The 22171-nt window shown below is 72.4% G+C and carries 20 protein-coding genes; 7 read left to right on the plus strand and 13 right to left on the minus strand.

All coding sequences use genetic code 11. The features are described from left to right. Positions 1–177: 177 nt before the first annotated feature. Entirely contained in the window at positions 178–1494 is a 1317-nt protein-coding gene (locus tag ABZ354_RS22575) for a geranylgeranyl reductase family protein (protein WP_358659412.1), read from the minus strand. Between the two features lie 237 nt (positions 1495–1731). Between ABZ354_RS22575 and ABZ354_RS22580 the strand changes: the two genes are divergently transcribed. After that, positions 1732–3087 (plus strand): dipeptidase, encoded by a 1356-nt coding sequence (locus tag ABZ354_RS22580; protein WP_358659414.1) that lies wholly within the window; start codon positions 1732–1734, stop codon positions 3085–3087. Between the two features lie 116 nt (positions 3088–3203). Further along, positions 3204–3920 carry an MBL fold metallo-hydrolase gene (locus tag ABZ354_RS22585; RefSeq protein ID WP_358659416.1) on the plus strand — a complete coding sequence of 239 codons (717 nt, stop codon included), beginning with the start codon at positions 3204–3206 and terminating at the stop codon, positions 3918–3920. 3 nt (positions 3921–3923) lie between these two features. Here the strand turns inward: ABZ354_RS22585 and ABZ354_RS22590 are convergent, their stop codons facing one another. Beyond that, positions 3924–5000, minus strand: a complete 1077-nt coding sequence (locus ABZ354_RS22590; RefSeq protein ID WP_358659418.1) for an NUDIX domain-containing protein — start codon at positions 4998–5000, stop codon at positions 3924–3926. Between the two features lie 298 nt (positions 5001–5298). Between ABZ354_RS22590 and ABZ354_RS22595 the strand changes: the two genes are divergently transcribed. Beyond that, the gene (locus ABZ354_RS22595; protein WP_358659420.1) at positions 5299–7359 is read left to right on the plus strand and encodes an NPCBM/NEW2 domain-containing protein; all 2061 of its coding nucleotides are present in this window, start codon (positions 5299–5301) and stop codon (positions 7357–7359) included. Positions 7360–7494: 135 nt separating this feature from the next. On the opposite strand, the gene ABZ354_RS22600 is transcribed toward ABZ354_RS22595, so the two are convergent. After that, on the minus strand, positions 7495–8439 hold the full coding sequence (locus ABZ354_RS22600; protein WP_358659422.1) for an ROK family protein: 945 nt from the start codon (positions 8437–8439) through the stop codon (positions 7495–7497). A 215-nt stretch (positions 8440–8654) separates the two neighbouring features. Between ABZ354_RS22600 and ABZ354_RS22605 the strand changes: the two genes are divergently transcribed. Then, entirely contained in the window at positions 8655–9704 is a 1050-nt protein-coding gene (locus tag ABZ354_RS22605) for a LacI family DNA-binding transcriptional regulator (RefSeq protein WP_358659424.1), read from the plus strand. A 431-nt stretch (positions 9705–10135) separates the two neighbouring features. Here the strand turns inward: ABZ354_RS22605 and ABZ354_RS22610 are convergent, their stop codons facing one another. From ABZ354_RS22610 to ABZ354_RS22630, 5 genes are all read right to left on the minus strand, one after another. After that, complete coding sequence (locus tag ABZ354_RS22610; RefSeq protein WP_358659426.1) at positions 10136–11443, minus strand: aldolase/citrate lyase family protein; 1308 nt, start codon at positions 11441–11443, stop codon at positions 10136–10138. 229 nt (positions 11444–11672) lie between these two features. Further along, positions 11673–12635 (minus strand): electron transfer flavoprotein subunit alpha/FixB family protein, encoded by a 963-nt coding sequence (locus ABZ354_RS22615; protein ID WP_358659428.1) that lies wholly within the window; start codon positions 12633–12635, stop codon positions 11673–11675. 51 nt (positions 12636–12686) lie between these two features. After that, complete coding sequence (locus ABZ354_RS22620) at positions 12687–13475, minus strand: electron transfer flavoprotein subunit beta/FixA family protein (RefSeq protein ID WP_358659430.1); 789 nt, start codon at positions 13473–13475, stop codon at positions 12687–12689. 229 nt (positions 13476–13704) lie between these two features. Further along, positions 13705–14217: a flavin reductase family protein gene (locus ABZ354_RS22625; RefSeq protein WP_358659432.1), complete on the minus strand. Its 513-nt coding sequence runs from the start codon at positions 14215–14217 to the stop codon at positions 13705–13707. A 206-nt stretch (positions 14218–14423) separates the two neighbouring features. Further along, positions 14424–14834 carry a thioredoxin family protein gene (locus ABZ354_RS22630; protein ID WP_358659434.1) on the minus strand — a complete coding sequence of 137 codons (411 nt, stop codon included), beginning with the start codon at positions 14832–14834 and terminating at the stop codon, positions 14424–14426. Between the two features lie 471 nt (positions 14835–15305). Here ABZ354_RS22630 and ABZ354_RS22635 point away from each other — a divergent pair, with 471 nt between their 5' ends. Continuing rightward, positions 15306–16034 (plus strand): lysophospholipid acyltransferase family protein, encoded by a 729-nt coding sequence (locus tag ABZ354_RS22635; protein WP_358659436.1) that lies wholly within the window; start codon positions 15306–15308, stop codon positions 16032–16034. Between the two features lie 109 nt (positions 16035–16143). Here the strand turns inward: ABZ354_RS22635 and ABZ354_RS22640 are convergent, their stop codons facing one another. The 3 genes from ABZ354_RS22640 to ABZ354_RS22650 all read right to left on the minus strand — a co-directional run bounded on the left by ABZ354_RS22640 (position 16144) and on the right by ABZ354_RS22650 (position 19420). After that, positions 16144–17214, minus strand: a complete 1071-nt coding sequence (locus ABZ354_RS22640; protein WP_358659476.1) for a low specificity L-threonine aldolase — start codon at positions 17212–17214, stop codon at positions 16144–16146. Then, a complete protein-coding gene (locus ABZ354_RS22645; RefSeq protein WP_358659478.1) occupies positions 17211–17957 on the minus strand; it encodes an SDR family NAD(P)-dependent oxidoreductase in 747 nt (248 codons plus the stop codon). Before ABZ354_RS22645 ends, ABZ354_RS22640 begins: the two co-directional genes overlap by 4 nt. Positions 17958–18022: 65 nt before the next feature. Continuing rightward, the gene (locus tag ABZ354_RS22650; RefSeq protein WP_358659438.1) at positions 18023–19420 is read right to left on the minus strand and encodes a DUF6421 family protein; all 1398 of its coding nucleotides are present in this window, start codon (positions 19418–19420) and stop codon (positions 18023–18025) included. 264 nt (positions 19421–19684) lie between these two features. On the opposite strand from ABZ354_RS22650, the gene ABZ354_RS22655 reads away from it, so the two are divergent. Further along, entirely contained in the window at positions 19685–20368 is a 684-nt protein-coding gene (locus ABZ354_RS22655) for a glycerophosphodiester phosphodiesterase family protein (RefSeq protein ID WP_358659480.1), read from the plus strand. Positions 20369–20371: 3 nt separating this feature from the next. Here ABZ354_RS22655 and ABZ354_RS22660 read toward each other — a convergent pair whose 3' ends face one another. After that, positions 20372–20959 (minus strand): GNAT family N-acetyltransferase, encoded by a 588-nt coding sequence (locus ABZ354_RS22660; RefSeq protein ID WP_358659440.1) that lies wholly within the window; start codon positions 20957–20959, stop codon positions 20372–20374. Between the two features lie 72 nt (positions 20960–21031). Here ABZ354_RS22660 and ABZ354_RS22665 point away from each other — a divergent pair, with 72 nt between their 5' ends. After that, the gene (locus ABZ354_RS22665) at positions 21032–21424 is read left to right on the plus strand and encodes a VOC family protein (protein ID WP_358659442.1); all 393 of its coding nucleotides are present in this window, start codon (positions 21032–21034) and stop codon (positions 21422–21424) included. A 72-nt stretch (positions 21425–21496) separates the two neighbouring features. Here ABZ354_RS22665 and ABZ354_RS22670 read toward each other — a convergent pair whose 3' ends face one another. After that, on the minus strand, positions 21497–22069 hold the full coding sequence (locus ABZ354_RS22670) for a MarR family transcriptional regulator (RefSeq protein ID WP_358659444.1): 573 nt from the start codon (positions 22067–22069) through the stop codon (positions 21497–21499). Between the last annotated feature and the right edge of the window lie 102 nt (positions 22070–22171).

Raw genomic sequence — 22171 nt, forward strand, 5'->3', positions numbered from 1 at the left:
CCCACGTACTCCCGGGGAAGTACGCCACCCTGCGCGAAGCCCGGGAACACCACCCTGCGCGGAGCCCGGGAACAAAGCTGCGCGGGGCCCGGGACACCGCCCCGGCCTCGGATCGCGCGCCACGTACCTCCGGACCGGTGGAGCCTGTGACCCGGGGCGCGCCCGTACCCCGACTCCTCAGGACTCCCCGCCCGGCTCCCTCTCCCCGGCCTTCTCCACCGTCTTCTCCCCCACCGGCTCCCTCTCCTGCTCGGGTTCCGGCTCAGGCTCCGGGTCCGCGCTCACCGGCCGTCGGTCCATCGCCGTCAGGGCGCGCTGGGCCAGGGGGTGGCTGCGGACGAGCTCACCCAGGGTGTTCGAACCCCGGGTGATGTCCTTGAACGCCCGCCACGCGGGCCGGAATCCGGTCAGCACGGCGTGGAGTATCCCGGGGCGCCGCTCGAACAGGGCCAGCATCCGCTTGCCGACGCTCATCTCGACGCCGAGGCCCGCCCGGACGGCGAAGGCGTAGTTCAGTGCCTGGCGGCGGGCGTCCACCGCGTCGTGCGCCTCGGCTATCCGTACCGCCCACTCGCCGGCGAGGCGGCCCGAGCGCAGCGCGAACGAGATGCCCTCGCGGGTCCACGGTTCCAGCAGTCCCGCCGCGTCCCCGCACACCAGCACCCGGCCGCGCGACAGCGGGGAGTCGTCGGCACGGCAGCGGGTCAGGTGCCCGGAGGAGATGCTGGGCTCGAAACCGGCGAGGCCGAGCCGCCCGATGAAGTCCTCGAGGTAGCGCTTGGTGGCGGCGCCCTCGCCGCGGGCCGAGATCACGCCGACCGTCAGCGTGTCCCCCTTGGGGAAGACCCAGCCGTAACTGCCGGGCATGGGCCCCCAGTCGATGAGGACGCGTCCTTTCCAGTCCTCGGCGACGGTCTCCGGGACGGGGATCTCGGACTCCAGGCCGAGGTCGACCTGGTCGAGTTTCACGCCGACGTGCGCTCCTATGCGGCTGGCGCTGCCGTCCGCGCCGACGACCGCCCGCGCCAGCAGCGTCTCGCCGCCCTGCAGGACGACGGCGACCGTGCGCCGGTCGGGGACGGACGAGCCGTGCTGCTCGACGCGCTGGACGGTGGCGCCCGTACGCAGCTCGGCGCCCGCCTTCTGCGCGTGCTCGACGAGCTGGTGGTCGAACTCGGGCCGGTTGACGAGCCCGAACAGCATCTGCCGGGAGCGCCGGGTGCGGCTGAAGCGGCCGTTGTTGGAGAACGTCACCGCGTGCACCCGGTCCTGGAAGGGCAGCTCGAAGCCGGGTGGCAGGGAGTCGCGCGAGGGGCCGATGATGCCGCCGCCGCATGTCTTGTAGCGGGGAAGCTGGGCTTTCTCCAGCAGCAGCACGCGCCGCCCCGTCACCGCCGCCGCGTAGGCGGCCGACGCCCCGGCTGGTCCCGCGCCCACCACGACGACGTCCCACACCTGCTGCACGCCGTCCGCCGAAGAGTGCTCGCTGCTCACGATGTTCTACTGCTCCCGATCAGCCGCCTGCCGCTCCCCCGCGCTCCGGCTTCGCACGAGCAGGGGGGACCCCATGTCTCCCGCATCCTACGGCGGCCGTCGCCGCAGGTCGCTGTGGGAGTATCGACCGTGTGCGCGCCCCCCACCACCCGGGAGCGTGTCCGCCGCGCGCCACGCGCGGCCACCCGTCCGTACCTGTTTCCCTGTTCCCACGTCGCACCCACGAGGAGCGTGCCCATGTCGTCGAATCCGGTCGCCGAGACCGTCGCCTCCCTGATGCCGAAGGCGAGGGAGGAGCTGGCCGAGCTGGTGGCCTTCAGGTCGGTGGCCGACTTCGACCAGTTCCCGAAGAGCGAGAGCGAGGGCGCCGCGCGCTGGGTGGCCGGCGCGCTGCGCGCGGAGGGCTTCGAGGACGTGGCGCTGCTGGACACCCCCGACGGGACGCAGTCGGTGTACGGCCGTCTGCCCGGCCCGGAGGGCGCCCGGACCGTACTGCTGTACGCCCACTACGACGTGCAGCCGCCGCTGGACGAGGGGGGCTGGTCCTCCCCGCCCTTCGAACTGACCGAGCGGGACGGCCGCTGGTACGGGCGGGGGGCCGCCGACTGCAAGGGCGGCGTCATCATGCACTTGCTGGCGCTGCGCGCGCTGAAGGCGTCCGGCGGCGTGCCGGTGCACGTCAAGGTGATCGCCGAGGGGTCGGAGGAGCAGGGCACGGGCGGCCTCGAGCGGTACGCCGAGCAGCACCCCGAGCTGCTGAAGGCCGACGCGATCGTCATCGGTGACTCCGGGAACTTCCGCGTGGGGATGCCGACGGTCACGACCGCTCTGCGCGGTATGACGCTGGTGCGCGTGCAGGTCGACACCCTCGAGGGCAATCTGCACTCCGGGCAGTTCGGCGGCGCGGCGCCCGACGCGCTGGCGGCGCTGATCCGCGTCCTGGACTCGCTGCGCGCCGAGGACGGTTCGACGACCGTCGACGGACTTGCCGGGGAGTCGGCGTGGCAGGGGCTGCAGTACGAGGAGGGGCAGTTCCGCAAGGACGCGAAGGTGCTGGACGGCGTCGGGCTGATCGGCTCGGGCACGGTCGCCGACCGGATCTGGGCGCGCCCGGCGGTCACGGTCATCGGCATCGACTGCCCGCCCGTGCTGGGCGCCACGCCGTCGGTACAGGCGAGCGCCCGCGCGCTGGTCAGCCTGCGGGTGCCGCCGGGCGTGGACGCGTCGGAGGCGACGAAGCTGCTTCAGGGGCACGTGGAGTCGCACACGCCGTGGGGCGCACGGGTGCGTGTGGAGCAGGTGGGCCAGGGGCAGGCGTTCCGCGCCGACACGACCAGCCCGGCGTACCGGGCGATGGCGGACGCGATGGCGGTGGCGTACCCGGGTGAGGAGATGCAGTACGCGGGCCAGGGCGGTTCGATCCCGCTGTGCAACACGCTGGCCTCGCTGTATCCGGACGCGGAGATCCTGCTGATCGGCCTGAGCGAGCCGGAGGCACAGATCCACGCGGTGAACGAGAGCGTGTCACCCGAGGAGCTGGAGCGCCTGTCGGTGACCGAGGCGCTGTTCCTGCGCAACTACGCGGCGGGCTGACCTCCGCGCCCCCCGGGGGCACGGACGCGCCGGGACGGAAGAGAGGGCCGGGCGCGCCGCTCTGCCCACAGCCAAGGGCCCGGCACTGCGGGCAGAGCGCCGGTTACGTTCGTCGCATGGACGTCATCGAGCTTCTTCCCCGGCTCCATCTGCTGCGTTTCCCGGTCGGCCAGGCGTACCTGTGGCGGGACGGCGACGAGTCGACGCTGATCGACGCCGGCCCGCCCGGAGCCGGCCCCCGGATCGCCGGGGCGGTCGCGGGCCTCGGCCGGGACCCGCGCTCGGTGCGCAGGGTCGTACTGACGCACTTCCACGAGGATCACGTGGGCGGGGCGGCCGAGTTCGCGGCGCTGACCGGCGCCGAGGTGCTGGCACACGGCGTGGACGCCCCGTTCGTACGGGGTGAGGCGCCGGGCCCGTCACCGGTGTTCGAGGACTGGGAGCTGCCGATCCACGCGGAGGCCGTCACGCACCTCCCGCAGGGCGGCTTCGCGCGTCCGACGCGGGTCACCGAGCTGACCGACGGCGACGTCCTGGAGTTCGGGGGCGGGGCGCACGTCGTGCACGTCCCCGGTCACACGGAGGGCAGTGTCGCGCTCCATCTGCCGCGCCACGGCGTGCTGTTCACGGGGGACACGGTGGCCGCCTCCCCGGTGGACGGCGCGGTGATGCCGGGGGTGTTCAACCTGGACCGCGGCCGGGTCCTCGCGGCGTGCCGCCGGCTGGCCGCGCTGGACGCGGACGTGGCATGTTTCGGCCACGGGGACCCGGTCGTCGGCGGCGCGGCCACGGCGATCGCCCGAGCGGCCGACGCGGGGCGGCACGAGGGCTGAGGGTCACGTCCGCCCGGATGCGCTGCCGGAGTTGTCCTCGTACGGGGTGGGAACGCCTGCCTCCAGGTAGTGCGCCGCGCCGCGTTCCCGGGCGCGCAGGGCCCAGCGCAGGCGTTCGTAGCGGACGGGCGGGAGCAGGCCGGCGGCCTCCTGTTCGGTGACGAAGCGCCAGTCGCGCAGTTCGGGTCCGGGCAGCAGGAGGTGGGCGGCCTCCGTGGCGGCGAGCCGGCCGCCGTCGAAGAGGAGGCGCAGCCCGCCGTAACCGGGCGGCGCGGGCGGTTCCCAGTCGACGACGAGCAGGGTGGGTACGTCGGTCAGCCGGAGGCCGGTCTCCTCGGTGACCTCGCGCATGCCGGCGCGGGCGGGCGCCTCGCCGGGTTCGACGACGCCGCCGGGGAACTCCCACCCGGGTTTGTAGGTGGGGTCCACGAGCAGGACGCGGTCCTGCTCGTCGAAGAGGAGGACACCTGCGGCCAGCGTCTCCGCGGTCGGCTCGGGTGTCTGCACGATGTCGCAGGCGGGGACGGTTCCGCCGGTGACGGCCTCGGCGATGCGGGTGGCCGTCTCGTGCGGGGTGAGCGCGCTGGTGTCGACGGGGTGGGCGTCGGCGGTGAGCCAGGAGGCCAGCGCGGCCTTGTACGGCTCGATGTGGTCGTAGGCCCACTGGCGGGTGCGTATCCCGCCGTCGGGCGGGCCGGGCGGGACCTCTCGGCCCGCTATGCGTGCACGCAGGATCGTTTCGGCCGGGGCCAGAAGCACATGCCGGACGGGAATGCGGCGGGCGGCGAGACCGCCGAAGATCTCGTCCCGGTACTCCTGGCGCAGCAGCGTCATGGGCACCACGAGGGTGCCGCCGAGCTCGGTGAGCATCGCGGCCGCCGTGTCGATCACGAGGCGCCGCCAGATCGGGAGGTCCTGGAAGTCGCCGACCTCGGCGAGGCGTTTGGGCGGCAGCAGGTGCGCGAGCGCCGCGCCGACGACCTCGGGGTCGAAGAGCGTGCTGTTCGGGATCAGTTCGATCAGTTCCCGTGCGGTGGTGGTCTTTCCCGCACCGAACGTCCCGTTGATCCAAACGATCACGTTTCCCCCTCTTGAGTTGGACCCCTGAGGCTTGCCCGCTCCACCCTGCCACGGAAACCAGCCCTGGTTGACATGCCGTCTTCAACCGCACGCCGACGCCGGAGGAGTCACGCACCCGGCGGCAGGAAGGCGCGCATCCGGACTCCCCGGCCGAAGGGCCGGACCACTCCCGCCCCTCCAGACCCATCCCGACACCTTCCAACACAGTCCGACACGTTCTACCGTGACGCCGCAGGATCAGAATGACACGCACATGCCACCACCCTCGCAGGATTCGCAAGCCCGGAGGAACGTCACGATGCGTCACCTTCACCCCCACACCACCCGCCCACTCCGCCTCAGAACGGCCGGAGCCGTCACCGCCGCACTCCTGTGCACCGCCGGCCTCGCCGCACCCGCCGTCGCCGCACCGCCCCGCGGCGCCGTCGCCGCAACCGAGGGAGCCCCGGCGGCCGTCGCACCCGCCCGCGACGACGGCCTCGCACTCACCCCGCCCATGGGCTTCAACAACTGGAACTCCACGCACTGCCGCGCCGACTTCGACGAGACCATGGTCAAGGCGATCGCGGACATCTTCGTCGAGAAGGGCCTCAAGGACACCGGGTACGAGTACGTCAACCTGGACGACTGCTGGGCGCTGCCGGAGCGGGACGAGAGCGGCCTGCTCGTGCCGGACCCGGCCCGCTTCCCGAACGGCATCAAGGCCGTCGCCGACTACGTCCACTCCAAGGGGCTGAAGTTCGGCATCTACACCAGCGCGGGCACGAAGACGTGCAGCAACATCGGCTTCCCGGGCGGGCTGGACCACGAGTACAGCGACGCGCGGCAGTTCGCCGCATGGGGCGTCGACTACCTCAAGTACGACAACTGCAACAACCAGGGCGTCGACGCGCAGACGCGCTACCGGACCATGCGCGACGCGCTCGCGGCGACCGGCCGGCCCATCGTCTACAGCATCTGCGAGTGGGGCCAGAACAAGCCCTGGGAGTGGGCCTCCGACGTCGGCCACCTGTGGCGTACCACCGGGGACATCAGTGACAACTGGGGGTCGATGCTGTCGATCCTGAAGAAGAACCTGCCGCTCGCCGCGTACGCGGGTCCCGGGCACTGGAACGACCCGGACATGCTGGAGGTCGGCAACGGCGGCATGACGGCCACCGAGTACCGCTCCCACTTCTCGATGTGGGCGGTCATGGCCGCGCCGCTGCTCATCGGCACCGACCTGCGCAAGGCGTCCGACGAGACCTTCGGCATCCTCGGCAACCGCGAGGTGGTCGCCGTCGACCAGGACCCGCTGGGCAGGCAGGGCGCCGTCGTGTCGTCCGGGGGCGGGCGGTGGGTCGTCGCCAAGGAGATGAAGGACGGCAGCCGCACCGTGGCGCTGTTCAACGAGTCCGGCAGCCCGCAGCGGATCACCACGACCGCCGGGGCCGTCGGCCTGCCCGGCGCGCCGGCGTACACGCTGCGCGACCTGTGGGAGCACCGCAGCTACCACACGGCCGGCACGATCTCGGCGACCGTCCCCGCCCACGGCACGGTCCTGGTCCGGGTCGCCGCCGACACCCGCTGGGCCCAGCACCCGCCCGCCGTGGAACCCGGCGTGGACGGCGGGACGTGGGTCGAGGCCGGGAAGCCCGCCGCGGTGACGACGACGGCCTCCGACCTGGGCCGCGTCCCGGCCAGGGACGTCTCCGTGCGGGTCGCCGGGCCCGAGGGCTGGACGGTCCGCGCCCAGTCCCCGACCGGCACCGCCCTCCTCGCACCGGGCGGCACCCTGCGCACCAAGTGGACGGTGACGGCCCCCGAGGGCACAGCCACGGGCGGCAACGACCTGACCGTGACGGTCACTTACCGCGCACCCGACGGCACCCGCGTCACCCGGACGCTGCCGCTGACCGCGACCGTGGTCACCGCGCCGCCCTCGGGCACGTCCGGGCTCGGTGACCTGCCGTGGCTGTCGGCCGCCAACGGCTACGGCCCCGTCGAGCGCAACACCAGCAACGGGGAGAGCGCCGCGGGCGACGGCCACCCGATCACCATCGGCGGCGTCGGCTACGACAAGGGCCTCGGCGTCCACGCGGAGAGCACCGTCGAGTACTACGCCGGGGCGGCCTGCGAAACGGTCACCGCGGACGTCGGCGTGGACGACGAGAAGGGCGCCAAGGGCACCGTGGCCTTCCAGATCTGGGCGGACGGCACCGAGGTCGCCTCGACCGGCACCCTCACGAACGCGATGCCGGCCCAGCCGCTCACGGCCGACGTGACCGGCGCCCAGCTGATCCGGCTCGTCGTCACGGACGCGGGCGACGGCGTCGACTCCGACCACGCGGACTGGGCGAACGCCCGCCTGACCTGCTGAGTCGCGGGCACCCGAGGCACAACGCCCCGGGGTGGGCGCCGGGCACCTGCGGCCCGGCGCCCACCTGGCGCCCTTCCCTGAGCCGCCGACCGCCCTTCCCCGGGGCTGCCGGGTGCCCTATGCGTGTCCCCCCGCCTACACCCCCGACAGCGCCCGCCCCGACAGCGCCGCTGCCGCCGCGCCCACCAGCCCGGCGTCCGTGCCCATCCCGGCCGGTGCCACCGTCAGGCGCTGGACGAAGGACAGCGTCGCGTAGCCGCTCAGTGCCTTGCGCAGCGGGGTGAACAGGACGTCGCCCGCGTTGGCCACTCCCCCGCCGATCACCACGATGTCGATCTCGACGAGAGTCGCCGTGGCCGCGATGCCGGCGGCCAGCGCCTGCGCCGCCCGCTCGAAGGACGCCACCGCGACCGGGACACCGGCCCGCGCGGCGGCGGCCACCGCGGCGGCGGAGGTGTCGCCGTCCGGGCCGGGCTCCCAGCCGCCCTCCAGGGCACGGCGGGCGATGTTCGGGCCGCTCGCGAGGACCTCCACACAGCCGCGCGAACCGCACGGACAGGGGTCGCCGTCCAGGTCGACGCTGATGTGGCCGATGTGCCCGGCGTTACCGGTGGGTCCCGGATGCAGGCGCCCGTTCAGGACCAGGCCGCCGCCGACCCCCGTGGACACCACCATGCACAGCGCGTTGTCGTGGCCGCGGGCCGCGCCCTGCCAGTGCTCGGCCGCCGTGATCGCGACCCCGTCGCCGATCAGCTCGACGGGCAGGTCACCGGCGGCCTCGCGCACCCGCCGGACCAGCGGATAGTCGCGCCAGCCGGGCACGTTGACCGGGCTGACGGTGCCCGCGCAGGCGTCGACCGGACCCGCGCTGCCGATTCCGACGGCCGCGACGCGCGCCCACAGCGGCGACGCGGTCAGTTCGCCGAGCGCGTCCTCCACGGCCCGCATCACGGTGTCGCCGTCCTCCCGCGCGGGCGTGGCGCGCTGGGCGCGCACCAGGATCTCGCCGTGGCTGTCCACCAGGGCTCCGGCGATCTTGGTCCCGCCGATGTCGAGCGCGGCCACGAGATGGGTGTGCATCAGAGTCGGATCTCCCCGTTCACCATGCGAACGCGTCGCGAAAAATTGGGAAAGCAGCAGGCCGGTCATACATCGAGGCACAGGCCGAAGAGTGCGGTGACCAGTGTCCCGCGGATCTGACAACGTTGTCCAGGCTCTATGCTCGACGCCACATCCTCATACAAGCCCATTCGACTGCAACATCCCACCGGACGACAGGAACAGGACACCGCATCGTGCCCGACACGCCCCGCCGAGCCGACCGCCTCCCCGGAAGCCGCTACGGCAATCGTCCGACCATGAAGGACGTGGCCGCCCGCGCCGGCGTGGGACTCAAGACCGTCTCCCGCGTGGTCAACGGCGAACCGGGCGTCACGCCGGAGACGGAGCACCGCGTCCAGGAGGCCATCGACGCGCTCGGCTTCCGCCGCAACGACAGCGCGCGGGTGCTGCGCAAGGGGCGTACGGCGAGCATCGGCCTGGTGCTGGAGGACCTCGCGGACCCGTTCTACGGCCCGCTCAGCCGGGCGGTGGAGGAGGTGGCGCGGGCCCACGGCGCACTGCTGATCAACGGCTCCAGCGCGGAGGACCCCGACCGCGAGCAGGAGCTCGTCCTGGCGCTGTGCGCGCGGCGGGTGGACGGCCTGGTGGTGATCCCGGCCGGGGACGACCACCGCTACCTGGAGCCGGAGCTGAAGGCCGGTGTCGCGACGGTGTTCGTGGACCGTCCGGCCGGACAGATCGACGCGGACGTCGTCCTGTCGGACAACTTCGGCGGAGCCCGCGACGGTGTCGCCCACCTCATCGCGCACGGGCACCGCCGTATCGGCTTCATCGGCGACATGCCGCGCATCCACACCGCGGCGGAGCGGCTGCGCGGCTACCGGGCGGCCATGGAGGACGCCGGGATACTCGTCAAGGACTCCTGGATGTCCCTCGGCGTCACCGACCCGGTGCGGGTGCGGAGGGCGGCCGAGGACATGCTGTCCGACCCGCACCCGGTGACCGCCGTCTTCACGGGCAACAACCGGGTGACGGTCACCGTGATCCGCGTCCTCGCCGAGCACTCCCGCCCGGTCGCCCTCGTCGGCTTCGACGACATCGAGCTCGCCGACCTGCTCAGGCCGGGCCTCACGGTCGTCGCCCAGGACGCGGCGACGCTCGGCCGCAGCGCCGCCGAGCGCCTCTTCCAGCAGCTCGACGGCACCCTCATCACCCCCGGCCGCATCGAACTGCCCACCCGGCTGATCACCCGCGGCTCCGGCGAGCTTCCCCCGGCGGACTGAGCGGGCGCGGGACAACCGCACCCGCGGTCCCTGGCCGACGCGCCGCGCGATCACCGGCCGCTCCACCCGAGGCGTGACCGACGGACTCCGGACCGCCGGACGGCAACCGGCTGCTCCCCGGGCCGGGGTGCCCGGCGACCGCGCCCGGCCCCGCCGCGCGATCGCCCACGGCTCCACCAGGAGCGTGACCGGCGAACCCCGGCCCGCCGGGCCCGCTGGACCGGCTGAACACCGCGCCCGCGTTCCGGCCCCGGCCGTCGGCTGCGCCCCGTCCCGTCGGCGGACGGCGGGGCGCGGGCGCGGCATTCGGTCGTTCGCCGAGGGCCAGCGGGTGACGGAGTCCGGGATGGAGCGGCCGGGGTGCAGCAGACGGGGGGCTCCGGGACCTCCGCGCCGCCGGCCGCCCCCGGTGAGGGCGGCGCTGACGAGTCCTACGGCATATGGGCCGTGAGGTCGCCGCGCCGGGGTGCCGCGAAGCTCTCCAGGTCGGCGCGGGTCAGCCCGGTCAGCCGGGCCGTCTCGGCGATGTCGAGGGCGCCGCAGTCCAGGCCGCGCAGCAGGTAGCCGCTGAGGGCCTTGGCCGTGGCGGGCTCGTCCATGACGTCGCCGGAGGTGCGGTTCGCGTAGCGGGCGAGGCGGGCGGAGGCCTGCTCGAAGCCCTCGCGGTAGAAGGCGTAAACGGCGGCGTACCGGGTGGGAAGGTGGCCCGGATGCATGTCCCAGCCCTGGTAGTAGGCGCGGGCCAGGGCGCGCCGGGTCAGTCCGTAGTGCAGCCGCCAGGCGTCGTGGACCTTCGGGGTGGGGCCGACGGGCAGGACGTTGGTGGAGCCGTCCGAGACGCGTACGCCGGTGCCGGCGGCGGCGACCTGCATGACGGCCTTGGCGTGGTCGGCGGCCGGGTGGTCGCTCGCCTGGTGCGCGGCGGAGACGCCGAGGCAGGCGCTGTAGTCGAAGGTGCCGTAGTGGAGTCCGGTGGCGCGGCCCTCGGCGGCCCCGATCATGCGGGCGACGGTGGCGGTGCCGTCGGCGGCGAGGACGGCCTGGCTGGTCTCGATCTGGATCTCGAAGCCGAGTCGGCCGGGCTCCAGGCCGTGCGTCTCCTCGAAGGCCTCCAGCAGTCGCACCATGGCGCTGACCTGCTCCGGGTACGTCACCTTCGGCAGGGTGAGGACGAGTCCGTCGGGCAGTCCGCCGCCCGCCCGCACGAGGCCGGTGAGGAAGATGTCAAGGGTGCGGATGCCGCGCTCGCGGAGGGGCGCCTCCATGCACTTCATGCGGATGCCCATGTACGGGGCCGCCGTGCCCGTGGCGTAGGCCTCGGCGACGATGCGGGCGGCACGGGCGGCCGCCTCGTCCTCCTCGGCGTCGGGGCGGTTGCCGTAGCCGTCCTCGAAGTCGACGCGCAGGTCCTCCACCGGCTCGCGCTCCAGCTTGGCACGCACGCGCGCGTGGACGGGCTCGGCGAGGTCTCCGGACAACCCGAGGACGGCGGCAAGCGTGGCGGCGTCCGGGGCGTGTTCGTCGAGCAGGTCGAGGGCCTTGTCGCCCCAGGAGCGGATGGTGCCGGCGGTGAAGACGTCGCCGGGGACGTAGACGGTGTGGACGGGCTGGCGGGTGCCGGGGTCTCCCGGGTAGCGGCGCTCCAGCTCGGCGTCGACCGGCGCGAGGGAGGCGCTGATCTTCTCGCGCACGGCGCCCGCGAGGCTCGTCGCCACGGTCTCCTGCTGGCCCTGACCCATCCCACAGACCTCCCATTTTCCGCTGTACGGAATCAATAGTCCGTACAGCGAAGTTATCCGGCGAGCTTCCGCCTGGTCAACACCGCCTCACCGGGCGGTGGCCACCGCCCGGTGAGGTGCCGCGGCGGTCTTCCGGACACCGCGGCCGTCCCCCGGACGGGCCGAGGCCCCCGCGACCGGGCGGGTCACGAGGGCCTTCGGGACTCTCCGCGGGAGTCTCCGCGTCGCATCAGCTCTTACGCTTCTCGATCTCCTCGGTGAGCTGCGGGACCACGTCGAACAGGTCGCCGACGACGCCGTAGTCGACCAGGTCGAAGATCGGGGCCTCGGCGTCCTTGTTGATCGCCACGATCGTCTTCGAGGTCTGCATGCCGGCGCGGTGCTGGATGGCGCCGGAGATGCCGGAGGCGATGTACAGCTGCGGCGACACGGACTTGCCCGTCTGGCCGACCTGGTTGGTGTGCGGGTACCAGCCCGCGTCGACGGCGGCACGCGAGGCACCGACGGCCGCGCCGAGCGAGTCGGCGAGCCCTTCGATGATCGCGAAGTTCTCCGCGCCGTTCACACCGCGGCCGCCGGAGACCACGATCGCGGCCTCGGTCAGCTCCGGGCGGCCCGTCGACTCACGCGGCGTACGGCCGGTGATCTTGGTGCCGGTGGCCTTCTCGGAGAACGTCACGGACAGCGCCTCGACCGCGCCGGCGGCCGGGGCGGCCTCGACGGCGGCGCTGTTGGGCTTGACCGTGATGACCGGGGTGCCCTGGGAGACGCGGGACTTGGTGGTGAACGCGGCGGCGAACACCGACTGCGTGGCCACCGGGCCCTCGTCGCCGGCCTCCAGGTCGATGGCGTCGGTGATGATGCCGGAGCCGATGCGCAGTGCCAGACGCGCGGCGACCTCCTTGCCCTCGGCGGAGGACGGCACCAGCACGGCGGCCGGGGACACGGCCTCGTAGGCGGCCTGCAGCGCGTCCACCTTCGGTACGACGAGGTAGTCGGCGTACTCGGAGGCGTCGTGGGTGAGGACCTTCACCGCGCCGTGTTCGGCGAGCGTGGCGGCGGTGTCGGCGGCGCCGTTGCCCAGCGCGACGGCGACCGGCTCGCCGATGCGGCGGGCCAGGGTCAGCAGCTCCAGGGTGGGCTTGCGGACGGCGCCGTCCACGTGGTCGACGTAGACGAGAACTTCAGCCATGGGACTTCTTCTCTCCTGCTTGGATCAAGACAGAGGGGCGATGGAGGGGGCTCAGATGAACTTCTGGCCCGCGAGGAACTCGGCGAGCTGCTTGCCGCCCTCGCCCTCGTCCTTGACGATCGTGCCGGCGGTGCGGGCCGGGCGCTCGGCCGCGGAGTCGACCGCGGTGTACGCGTTCCCGAGGCCGACCTCGTCCTCGTCGATGCCGAGGTCGGACAGGTCCCAGGACTGAACCGGCTTCTTCTTGGCCGCCATGATGCCCTTGAAGGAGGGGTAGCGCGCCTCGCCCGACTGGTCGGTGACCGACACGACGGCGGGCAGGGAGGCCTCGAGCTGCTCGGAGGCGGCGTCGCCGTCGCGGCGGCCCTTGACCGTGCCGTCCTCGACGGAGACCTCGGAGAGCAGCGTGACCTGCGGGACGCCGAGGCGCTCCGCGAGCAGGGCCGGGACGACACCCATGGTGCCGTCGGTGGAGGCCATGCCCGAGACGACGAGGTCGAAGCCGGCCTTCTCGATCGCCTTGGCCAGCACCAGCGAGGTGCCGATGGCGTCGGTGCCGTGCAGGTCGTCGTCCTCGACGTGGATGGCCTTGTCGGCGCCCATGGACAGTGCCTTGCGCAGCGCGTCCTTGGCGTCCTCGGGGCCGACGGTCAGGATGGTGACCTCGACGTCGTCGTCGGAGTTCTCGGAGATCTGCAGCGCCTGCTCGACCGCGTATTCGTCCAGCTCGGAGAGCAGGCCGTCCACGTCGTCCCGGTCGACGGTCAGGTCATCGGCGAAGTGCCGGTCGCCAGTGGCGTCGGGCACGTACTTCACAGTGACAACGATCCTCAAGCTCACGCCGGCTCTCCTACTGCATCGTCATTTCTCGGCTGCCTGCTTGCAGGCAGCATAGGCGCCTCAAGCGGCTGATCCCGGTCGGGGCGACCCACGCCCCGAGCGAAATATTACTCGTCAGTACACCCAGTTCCTGCCCGCTAAGCAAGCGCTTTGAACTGTGACCTGTGCAACGCAGCGTAACCGGAACCCGACCGTCACGCAGCAGGGGGACGAGCGGCCGTCGGGGGACTCAGTCGCGCAGTCCGCCGAAGCTCCCCTGGTGGTAGACGAGAGGTCGACCGGTTCCCGAGGAGTCCCCGAGGACGACTTCGGCGAGGACGAGACGGTGGTCCCCGGCGGGCACCCGCGCCGCGATCCGGCACACCATCCAGGCCAGGACGCCGTCCAGTACGGGGATCCCCTCGGGGCCCTCCCGCCAGAGGGTCGGCGCGCCGAACCGGTCGGCGCCGCTGCGGGCGAAGGTGGTGGCCAGTTCCTGCTGGTGTTCGCCGAGTATGTGCACCCCGACGTGGTCGGTCGTGGAGATCGCGGGCCAGCTGGACGCGCCCGTGCCGACGCCGAAGGAGATCATCGGGGGTTCGGCGGACACCGAGGTCAGCGAGGTGGCGGTGAAGCCGACCGGGCCGGTCCGGGAGCGCGCGGTGATCACCGCCACTCCGGCCGCGTGCCGCCGGAAGACGGAGCGCAGCAGGTCGGGCGAGGCGAGCCGGCGGTGGGTGCCGAGGTCGGGCGAGGCCGTCATGGAGCTGTCCTTCTGGGGAGACGACGAGCGGGTGCGTGACTGTTCAACGGCCCGGACAGCGCGCGCTCGCAGTGCGGGCGAGGTCGATGCGCACTCGCCCGATGAGAAGGAGATCCACAGACATACGTCTCAGGCTGACGACAATTGCTGCACACGGTCAAGTACCTTCCGGCATCCGGCGGCCGGCTCACGGTCGTCTCCGGGGGTCACACCGCGTCACCGAGTGCGGCGATCACATCGGCCTTGCGGGGCTGTCCGGTGGCGCGGCGCACCTCTCGCCCGCCGGCGTCGAGGACCAGCACGGTCGGCGTCCTGGAGATGTCCAGGGCGCGTACCAGGTCGAGGTGGGCCTCGGCGTCGATCTCGACGTGGGTCACGCCCGGGACCAGCCCGGCCACTTCGCCGAGGACGCGCCGGGTGGCCCGGCAGGGGGCGCAGAACGCGCTGGAGAACTGCACGAGGGTGGCCCGCTCGCCCAGTTCGGCACCGAGCTCCTCCCGCCCGAGCCGTCTGTCGTCGTCCCGCCCGCGCACCCGCGTCCTCCCGCTCCGCCGCCGTGGCGGCACTCCGTGGGCGCCCGCCGCGGACGCCACCCCGCACACCACCAGGCGGGGCACGCTCTGCACAAGCGTGCACAGGACCGTAAAGATTCCCGGCTGCCTGTCCGGCCCGCGTTCCGTACGGCGACAGGGCCGGGGCCCGGACCGCCGACGGAGTCCGAGGCGCCGCGACCGCCCCGTTTCGCGCGGGCGCCTGCCCGGTCGGCTCCACGTCGGGCCCGCAGTGGCCGGCACCCGCCGCGACGGGCGCCGCGCCCGGGGCAACCCACGTTCACAGCGCTGTCCCGCTCGCGCCGCGAGTTGTGCCTGCTCGTACGGCGTGCAGCGGTCCGCACCGGGTAATGGCCGTGCAAAAGCCCGAGGTGGACCCGGTGGGCGACGTGACGAGAATCTCGCGGTTGGCGGGTCCGAGGGCTGGCTACCTAGACGTTCTTCGGGCACGATCTCGACAAGCCGTAAACCTACGGCTGCGTAACTTTCCGCCGGGAGTCCCCTTCCCAGGCAGAGAAGGAAGGGTCCAACCTGCCCATGGCAGAACTCGTTTACCGTCCCGTCATCGGTCTCGCCCGCACGATGTTCAAGGTGTGGGACCTCAAGATCGACTGCCGGGGGTCGGAGAACATCCCGCGCTCGGGCGGCGCCGTGCTGGTGAGCAATCACATCAGCTACCTGGACTTCATCTTCAACGGCCTGGCGGCACTGCCGCAGAAGCGTCTCGTCCGGTTCATGGCGAAGGAGGCCGTGTTCCGGCACAAAATCTCCGGCCCGCTGATGCGCGGCATGAAGCACATCCCCGTGGACCGCAAACAGGGCGAGGCGGCCTACCAGCACGCCCTCGACTCGCTGCGGTCGGGTGAGATCGTCGGGGTGTTCCCCGAGGCGACGATCTCGCAGTCGTTCACACTGAAAAGCTTCAAGTCCGGTGCCGCGCGCATGGCGCAGGAGGCGGGCGTTCCGCTGATTCCGATGGCGGTGTGGGGCACGCAGCGGCTGTGGACCAAGGGCCAGCCGCGCAACTTCAGACGCAGCCACACGCCGGTCACCATGCGCGTCGGCGAGCCGGTCGAGGCGTCCCGCGACAAGTACGCGGGCGCGATCACCCGCCAGCTGCGCGAGCGCGTACAGGAGCTCCTGGAGGCCGCGCAGCGCGCCTACCCGGTGCGTCCCAAGGACGCCGGCGACACCTGGTGGCTGCCGGCGCACCTCGGCGGTACGGCGCCGACCCCGGAGCAGGTCCGCGCGGCAGAGGCCCTTTGACCCCCGCGCCGCCGTACCCGCCCCGTACGCCTGCAGAGCGCACGTGTGCGGCCGACCGCGAGGCGACATGCTTCCGGCCGGCCGCACACATGTGCCGTGACAGCGTCTGCTAGCGCGCCATCTCCTCCTTCAGCGCCGCCACGAACGCGTCCACGTCGTCCTCCGTGGTGTCGAACGCGCACATCCAGCGCACGTCGCCCGCCGGCTCGTCCCAGAAGTAGAAGCGGAACCGCTTCTGGAGGCGCTCGGTCACGTCGTGCGGGAGGCGCGCGAAGACCGCGTTGGCCTGCACCGGGTAAAGAATCTCCACGCCGTGCACGGCGCGTACGCCCTCGGCCAGGCGCTGGGCCATCTCGTTGGAGTGCCGGGCGTTGCGCAGCCACAGGTCCTTGGCGAGCAGCGCCTCCAGTTGCACCGACACGAAGCGCATCTTGGAGGAGAGTTGCATGGACATCTTCCGCAGGTGCTTCATGCGGCGCACGGCGTCCGGGGTGAGGACGACGACGGCCTCGGCGAACAGGGCGCCGTTCTTCGTGCCGCCCAGCGAGAGGATGTCGACGCCGACCGCGTTGGTGAAGGTCCGCATGGGGACGTTCAGGGAGGCGGCGGCGTTGGCTATCCGGGAGCCGTCCAGGTGCACCTTCATGCCGTGCGCGTGGGCGTGCTCGCAGATCGCGCGGATCTCGTCGGGTGTGTAGAGCGTGCCGAGTTCGGTGCTCTGGGTGATCGAGACGACCTGCGGCATCGCACGGTGCTCGTCGTCCCAGCCGTACGCCTGCCGGTCGATCAGCTCGGGGGTGAGCTTGCCGTCCGGGGTGGGCACGGTGAGCAGCTTGAGGCCGCCCATGCGTTCGGGGGCGCCGCCCTCGTCGACGTGGATGTGCGCGCTCTCGGCGCAGATTACCGCGCCCCAGCGGTCGGTGACCGCCTGGAGCGCGACGACGTTGGCGCCGGTTCCGTTGAAGACCGGGAACGCCTCGGCGCTCGCGCCGAAGTGGCTGCGGACGATCCGCTGCAGGTTCTCGGTGTATTCGTCGTCGCCGTACGACACCTGGTGCCCGCCGTTGGCGAGGGCCAGGGCGGCGAGCACCTCCGGGTGGGCCCCGGCGTAGTTGTCACTGGCGAAACCGCGGACCTGCGGGTCGTGGCGGCGACGCGCGTCGGTCTTCGGGGGATTCACGGCTTCTCGGTCAGCCACAGACGGTTTCCGTTCACTTCCGCGGCGGGCTTCTCCCAGACTCCGGCGATGGCGTCGGCCAGGTCCTTCACGTCCGTGAAGCCCGCGAACTTCGCGTTGGGCCGCTCGGCGCGCATCGCGTCGTGCACCAACGCCTTGACCACCAGGATCGCAGCAGCGGACGTCGGGCCCTGCTCGCCCCCAGCCTTGCGGAAGTAGTCGCTCATGGCGAGCGTCCACGCCTCGGCGGCGGCCTTGGCGGCGGAGTAGGCGGCATTGCCCGCGGTGGGCTTGCCGGCCCCGGCCGCGCTGATCAGGACGTAGCGGCCCCGGTCGCTGCGCTGCAGGGCCTCGTGGAAGGCGAGCGAGGTGTGCTGCACGGTGCGGATGAGCAGCTTCTCCAGCAGGTCCCAGTCGCCGAGGTCGGTGTCGGCGAACGTCTTGCCGCCGCGCCAGCCGCCGACGAGGTGGACCAGGCCGTCGAGGCGGCCGAACTCCTTCTCGGTGCGTGCGGCCCAGGCACGGACCGCGTCCAGGTCGAGCAGGTCGATCGTCTCGCCGGTGACGGTGGCGCCGCCGTGCGCGTAGCGGGCCGCGTCCACGGCCTCCGCCAGGCGCTCCGGGTCGTTGTCCGAGCCGACGACGACGGCGCCGGCCTCCGCGAGCCTGAGCAGCGCCGCCCGGCCGGCGGGTCCGCCCGCCCCGGCCACCGCGACGACCGCGCCGTTGAGAGCCCCGTTCCCCATGTTCTTCGCCTCCAGCGATGCTGCGTCGGTGCGGCCGTCGGTGAGGCCGCGGGTGAGATCGTCTCTCACGCGGCGGTCCGCCGGGCGCCGTCCGCGGTGATGCCCCGGGTGGAGGCGATCACCTTCTTGAGTTTCTTGGACAGGGCCTCGTAGAACATGCTGAGCGGAAACTCGTCCGGAAGCACGTCGTCGACGAGTTTGCGGGGCGGCTGTGTCAGGTCGAGGGCGTCGGGGCCCTTGGCCCAGGTGGAGCCGGGGTGCGGGGCGAGGTAGCCGGAGACCAGCTCGTAGCCGGCGAACCAGTGGACGAGCTTGGGCCGGTCGATGCCGTCGCGGTACAGCGCCTCGATCTCGCCGCACAGCTGGTTGGTGACCTGCGGGGCGCGCTGCCAGTCGATGGACAGCTTGTTGTCGGTCCAGCGGACGACGTCGTGCTTGTGCAGGTAGGCGAAGAGGAGCTGGCCGCCGAGGCCGTCGTAGTTGCGGACGCGCTCACCGGTGACGGGGAAGCGGAACATGCGGTCGAAGAGGACCGCGTACTGCACGTCGCGGGCCTGAGGGACGCCTTCCTCGGCGAGCTTCACGGCCTCCCGGAAGGCGGTGAGGTCGCAGCGCAGCTCTTCCAGGCCGTACATCCAGAACGGCTGGCGCTGCTTGATCATGAAGGGGTCGAAGGGCAGGTCGCCGTGGCTGTGGGTGCGGTCGTGGACCATGTCCCACAGCACGAAGGCCTCCTCGCAGCGCTTCTGGTCGTCGACCATCGCGGCGATGTCCTCGGGCAGTTCCAGGCCGAGGACGTCGACGGCGGCCTCGGTGACGCGGCGGAAGCGGGCGGCCTCACGGTCGCAGAAGATGCCGCCCCAGGTGAAGCGCTCGGGGGCCTCGCGCACGGCGATCGTCTCGGGGAAGAGGACGGCCGAGTTGGTGTCGTAGCCGGAGGTGAAGTCCTCGAAGGTGATGCCGCAGAACAGCGGGTTGTCGTAGCGGGTGCGCTCCAGCTCGGCCAGCCACTCGGGCCAGACCATGCGCAGGACGACCGCCTCGAGGTTGCGGTCGGGGTTGCCGTTCTGCGTGTACATCGGGAAGACGACCAGGTGCTGGAGGCCGTCCACGCGGTTCGCGGCGGGCCGGAACGCCAGCAGCGAGTCGAGGAAGTCGGGTGTCGAGAAGCCGCCTTCGGCCCAGCGGCGCAGGTCCCGCACGAGGGCCTCGTGGTAGGCGCTGTCGTGCGGCAGCAGCGGGGACAGCTCGCGCACGGCGTCGGCGACGCGCCGCACGGCCTGTTCGGCGGCGGCGCGGCCGGGGGCGCCGTCGGCGTCGAAGTCGATCGATCCGTCCTTGGACTGCCATGGCCGGATCTGCTCCACGGCATCCTTGAGCACGGGCCACGCCGGGTGCTCCACCACCCTGACTGCCGGAAGAACGTTTCCTTCCGTGCCGACCTGCACAAGAATTTCCGTCATGTCCCATCCTCCACAGGAGAAGCTCACCTATGACCACCGTAGGCATACGGGGTTTCTCCCAGCAAGAGGATCATCCGGAAATTATCCTGTGCAGCCCCGGTCTTCACCGCACTTTTTCCTGCCGAGGACGGTCGAAAGGGGTGTCGGCCGCCGTGGTGGGGGGACATGATCCGGCACGGACCGTTAGGCTGCGGCCCTGCCGGGCGGACGATTTCCTGCCAAGCACGTCCGCCGCGCCGCCGTCGACGGAAGCGAGTGAAAACCTTGAGCCTCCTCACCATCGGTCACCGCGGGATCATGGGCGTCGAGCCCGAGAACACACTGCGGTCCTTCGTCGCCGCCGAGCGGGCCGGTCTGGACGTCATCGAACTCGACCTGCATCTGAGCAAGGACGGCGCCCTGGTCGTCATGCACGACCCGGACGTGGACCGTACGACCGACGGCAGCGGCCCGATCGCCGAGCAGACCCTGGACGAGCTGCGCGCGCTGGACGCGGGCGGGGGCGAGCGGGTTCCGGTGTTCGAAGAGGTCCTGGACGCCGTGCGGGCCCCGCTGCAGGCCGAGATCAAGGACGTGGCGGCGGCCCGCGCCCTCGCCGAGGTGATGCTGGAGCGGGATCTGGTGCCCCGGGTCGAGGTGTCCTCGTTCCACGACGAGGCCGTCACCGAGATCGCCCGGCTGGTGCCGGGGGTGCGTACGGCGCTCATCGCCAGCCGGTACGGCCTCGACATGGTGGACCGCGCCGTCGAGGCGGGAGCGACGACCGTCTGCCTCAACATCCGCCGGCTGACGCTGGAGGTGGTGGAGCACGCCCGCAAGGCGGACCTGCGGATCATCGGCTGGGTGGTGAACACCCAGGAGCATCTGCGACTCGCGCACGCCCTGGAGCTGGACGGTGCGACCACCGACTACCCGGAGATCAAGCTGACTGGCCGCTTCACGGCCTGAAGGTCAGCCGAGCTCCTTCACCAGCAGCTCGAACTCCAGGTCGTCGCGCTGCGGGATGCCGAAGCGCTCGTCACCGTAGGGGAACGGGGTCATCCGTCCCGTACGGCGGTAACCGCGGCGCTCGTACCAGGCGATGAGGTCCTCGCGCACGGAGATCACGGTCATGTGCATCTCCGTGACACCCCAGGTCTCGCGTGCCTGCCGCTCCGCCTCCGCGAGCACGATCTTGCCGACGCCGCCGCCCTGGACGGACGGGCCGACCGCGAACATGCCGAAGTAGGCGTGCCCGCCGCGGTGTTCCAGCTGGCAGCAGGCGACGATCCGGCCGTCCCGCTCGACGGTCAGCAGCCTGCTGTCCGGCCCCTCGATGACCGCGATCACGCCCTCCGGGTCGGTCCGCTGCCCTTCCAGGAGGTCCGCCTCGGTGGTCCACCCGGCCCGGCTGGCGTCCCCGCGGTACGCCGACTCGATCAGCGCGACCAGGTCGGCCACGTCGGCGTCCCGGGCGTCGCGGAAGGTCAGTCCCGCGGGCGCGGGGACGGAGGGGGCGCAGGTGCTGACGGGGGCGGCGGGGGCGGTCACGGGATCCATCGGGCGACGTCTCCGTCTTCTCGGCGCGGCAGGGGCGGGTCCGAGCCTAACGCCGCGACTAGGCTCCGCTGCATGGTGCAGGTTCTCGCGAGCCGGACGCTCATCCGGCCCACCGATCCCGAGCGGTCCCGTGACTTCTACGGGGGACGGCTCGGTCTGGCCGTCTACCGGGAGTTCGGCACCGGTCCGGACCGCGGCACCGTGTACTTCCTCGGGGGCGGCTTCCTGGAGCTGTCGGGCCGGTCGGAGGCGCCGCCGTCCCCGTCCGTACGGCTGTGGATCCAGGTCCCGGACGTCGAAGCGGCGCGGGAGGAGCTGACGGCCAACGGCGTCGACGTCGTGCGTCCCCCGCTGCGGGAGCCGTGGGGGCTCGTCGAGATGTGGATCGCCGACCCGGACGGCGTCCCGATCGTGCTGGTCGAGGTCCCGGCGGACCATCCGCTGCGCCACCGGCCCGGGATCTGACCCCGCCGCGGTCGGCCGGCGGCGGTGGACGCCCGAGGGCCTGTGCCGGGTCCCGCGGGCGACCGGCCCGTGTCAGGCGCGCGCGGCTCCCGGGCTGCCCTCCAGGCGGTTGAGGAGGTCGCCGAGGAGTGCCGCGAGCTCGGACTGGCCCGCCGGTGCGAGACCGGACAGGACGGACTTCTCGTAGGCCAGTTGCTCGGGCAGGACGCCGTCGACGAGATCGCGGCCCGCGTCGGTGAGACGGACGTGGGCGACGCGGCGGTCACGGGCGTCGCCCCGGCGCTCCACGAGGCCCCGTTCGGTCAGGTGCTTGAGGCGTTTGGTGACGGCCGCGCCGGACGCGAAGGTCTCGCGGGCCACCTCGCCGGGCGTCAGCTCGTTCCCCGTGCGGCGCAGCGCCCCGAGCAGGTCGAACTCGGAGCGGCTCAGACCGGCCCGGCGCAGCGGCGCGTCCTCGGCCTGATGGAGGAGGGCGGCGCAGCGGTTGATCCGGCCGATGATCTCCATTGGCCCGGTGTCGAGGTCGGGGTGGACCTCCCGCCACTGCCGGACGGCCGCGGCGACCGAGTCGTCCCGCGTCCCGGCGGGCGTCCCCTCCGCCCGCGTGGCGTCCCCGTCCGCCGGCCGTCCGTTCGCTGCCGTCATGCCCGCACGTCCTCCCGTTTCCTGTTTCCCCGGTCCACGGCGGTCCCGGCCGCCGCACCCCGGTCCCGGATGCGTTCCTCGGCGTCGTACCGTCGCGGCGAG

It is taken from the genome of Streptomyces sp. NPDC005925 (assembly GCF_040638805.1).
In the GTDB taxonomy this organism is placed as follows: Bacteria; Actinomycetota; Actinomycetes; order Streptomycetales; family Streptomycetaceae; genus Streptomyces.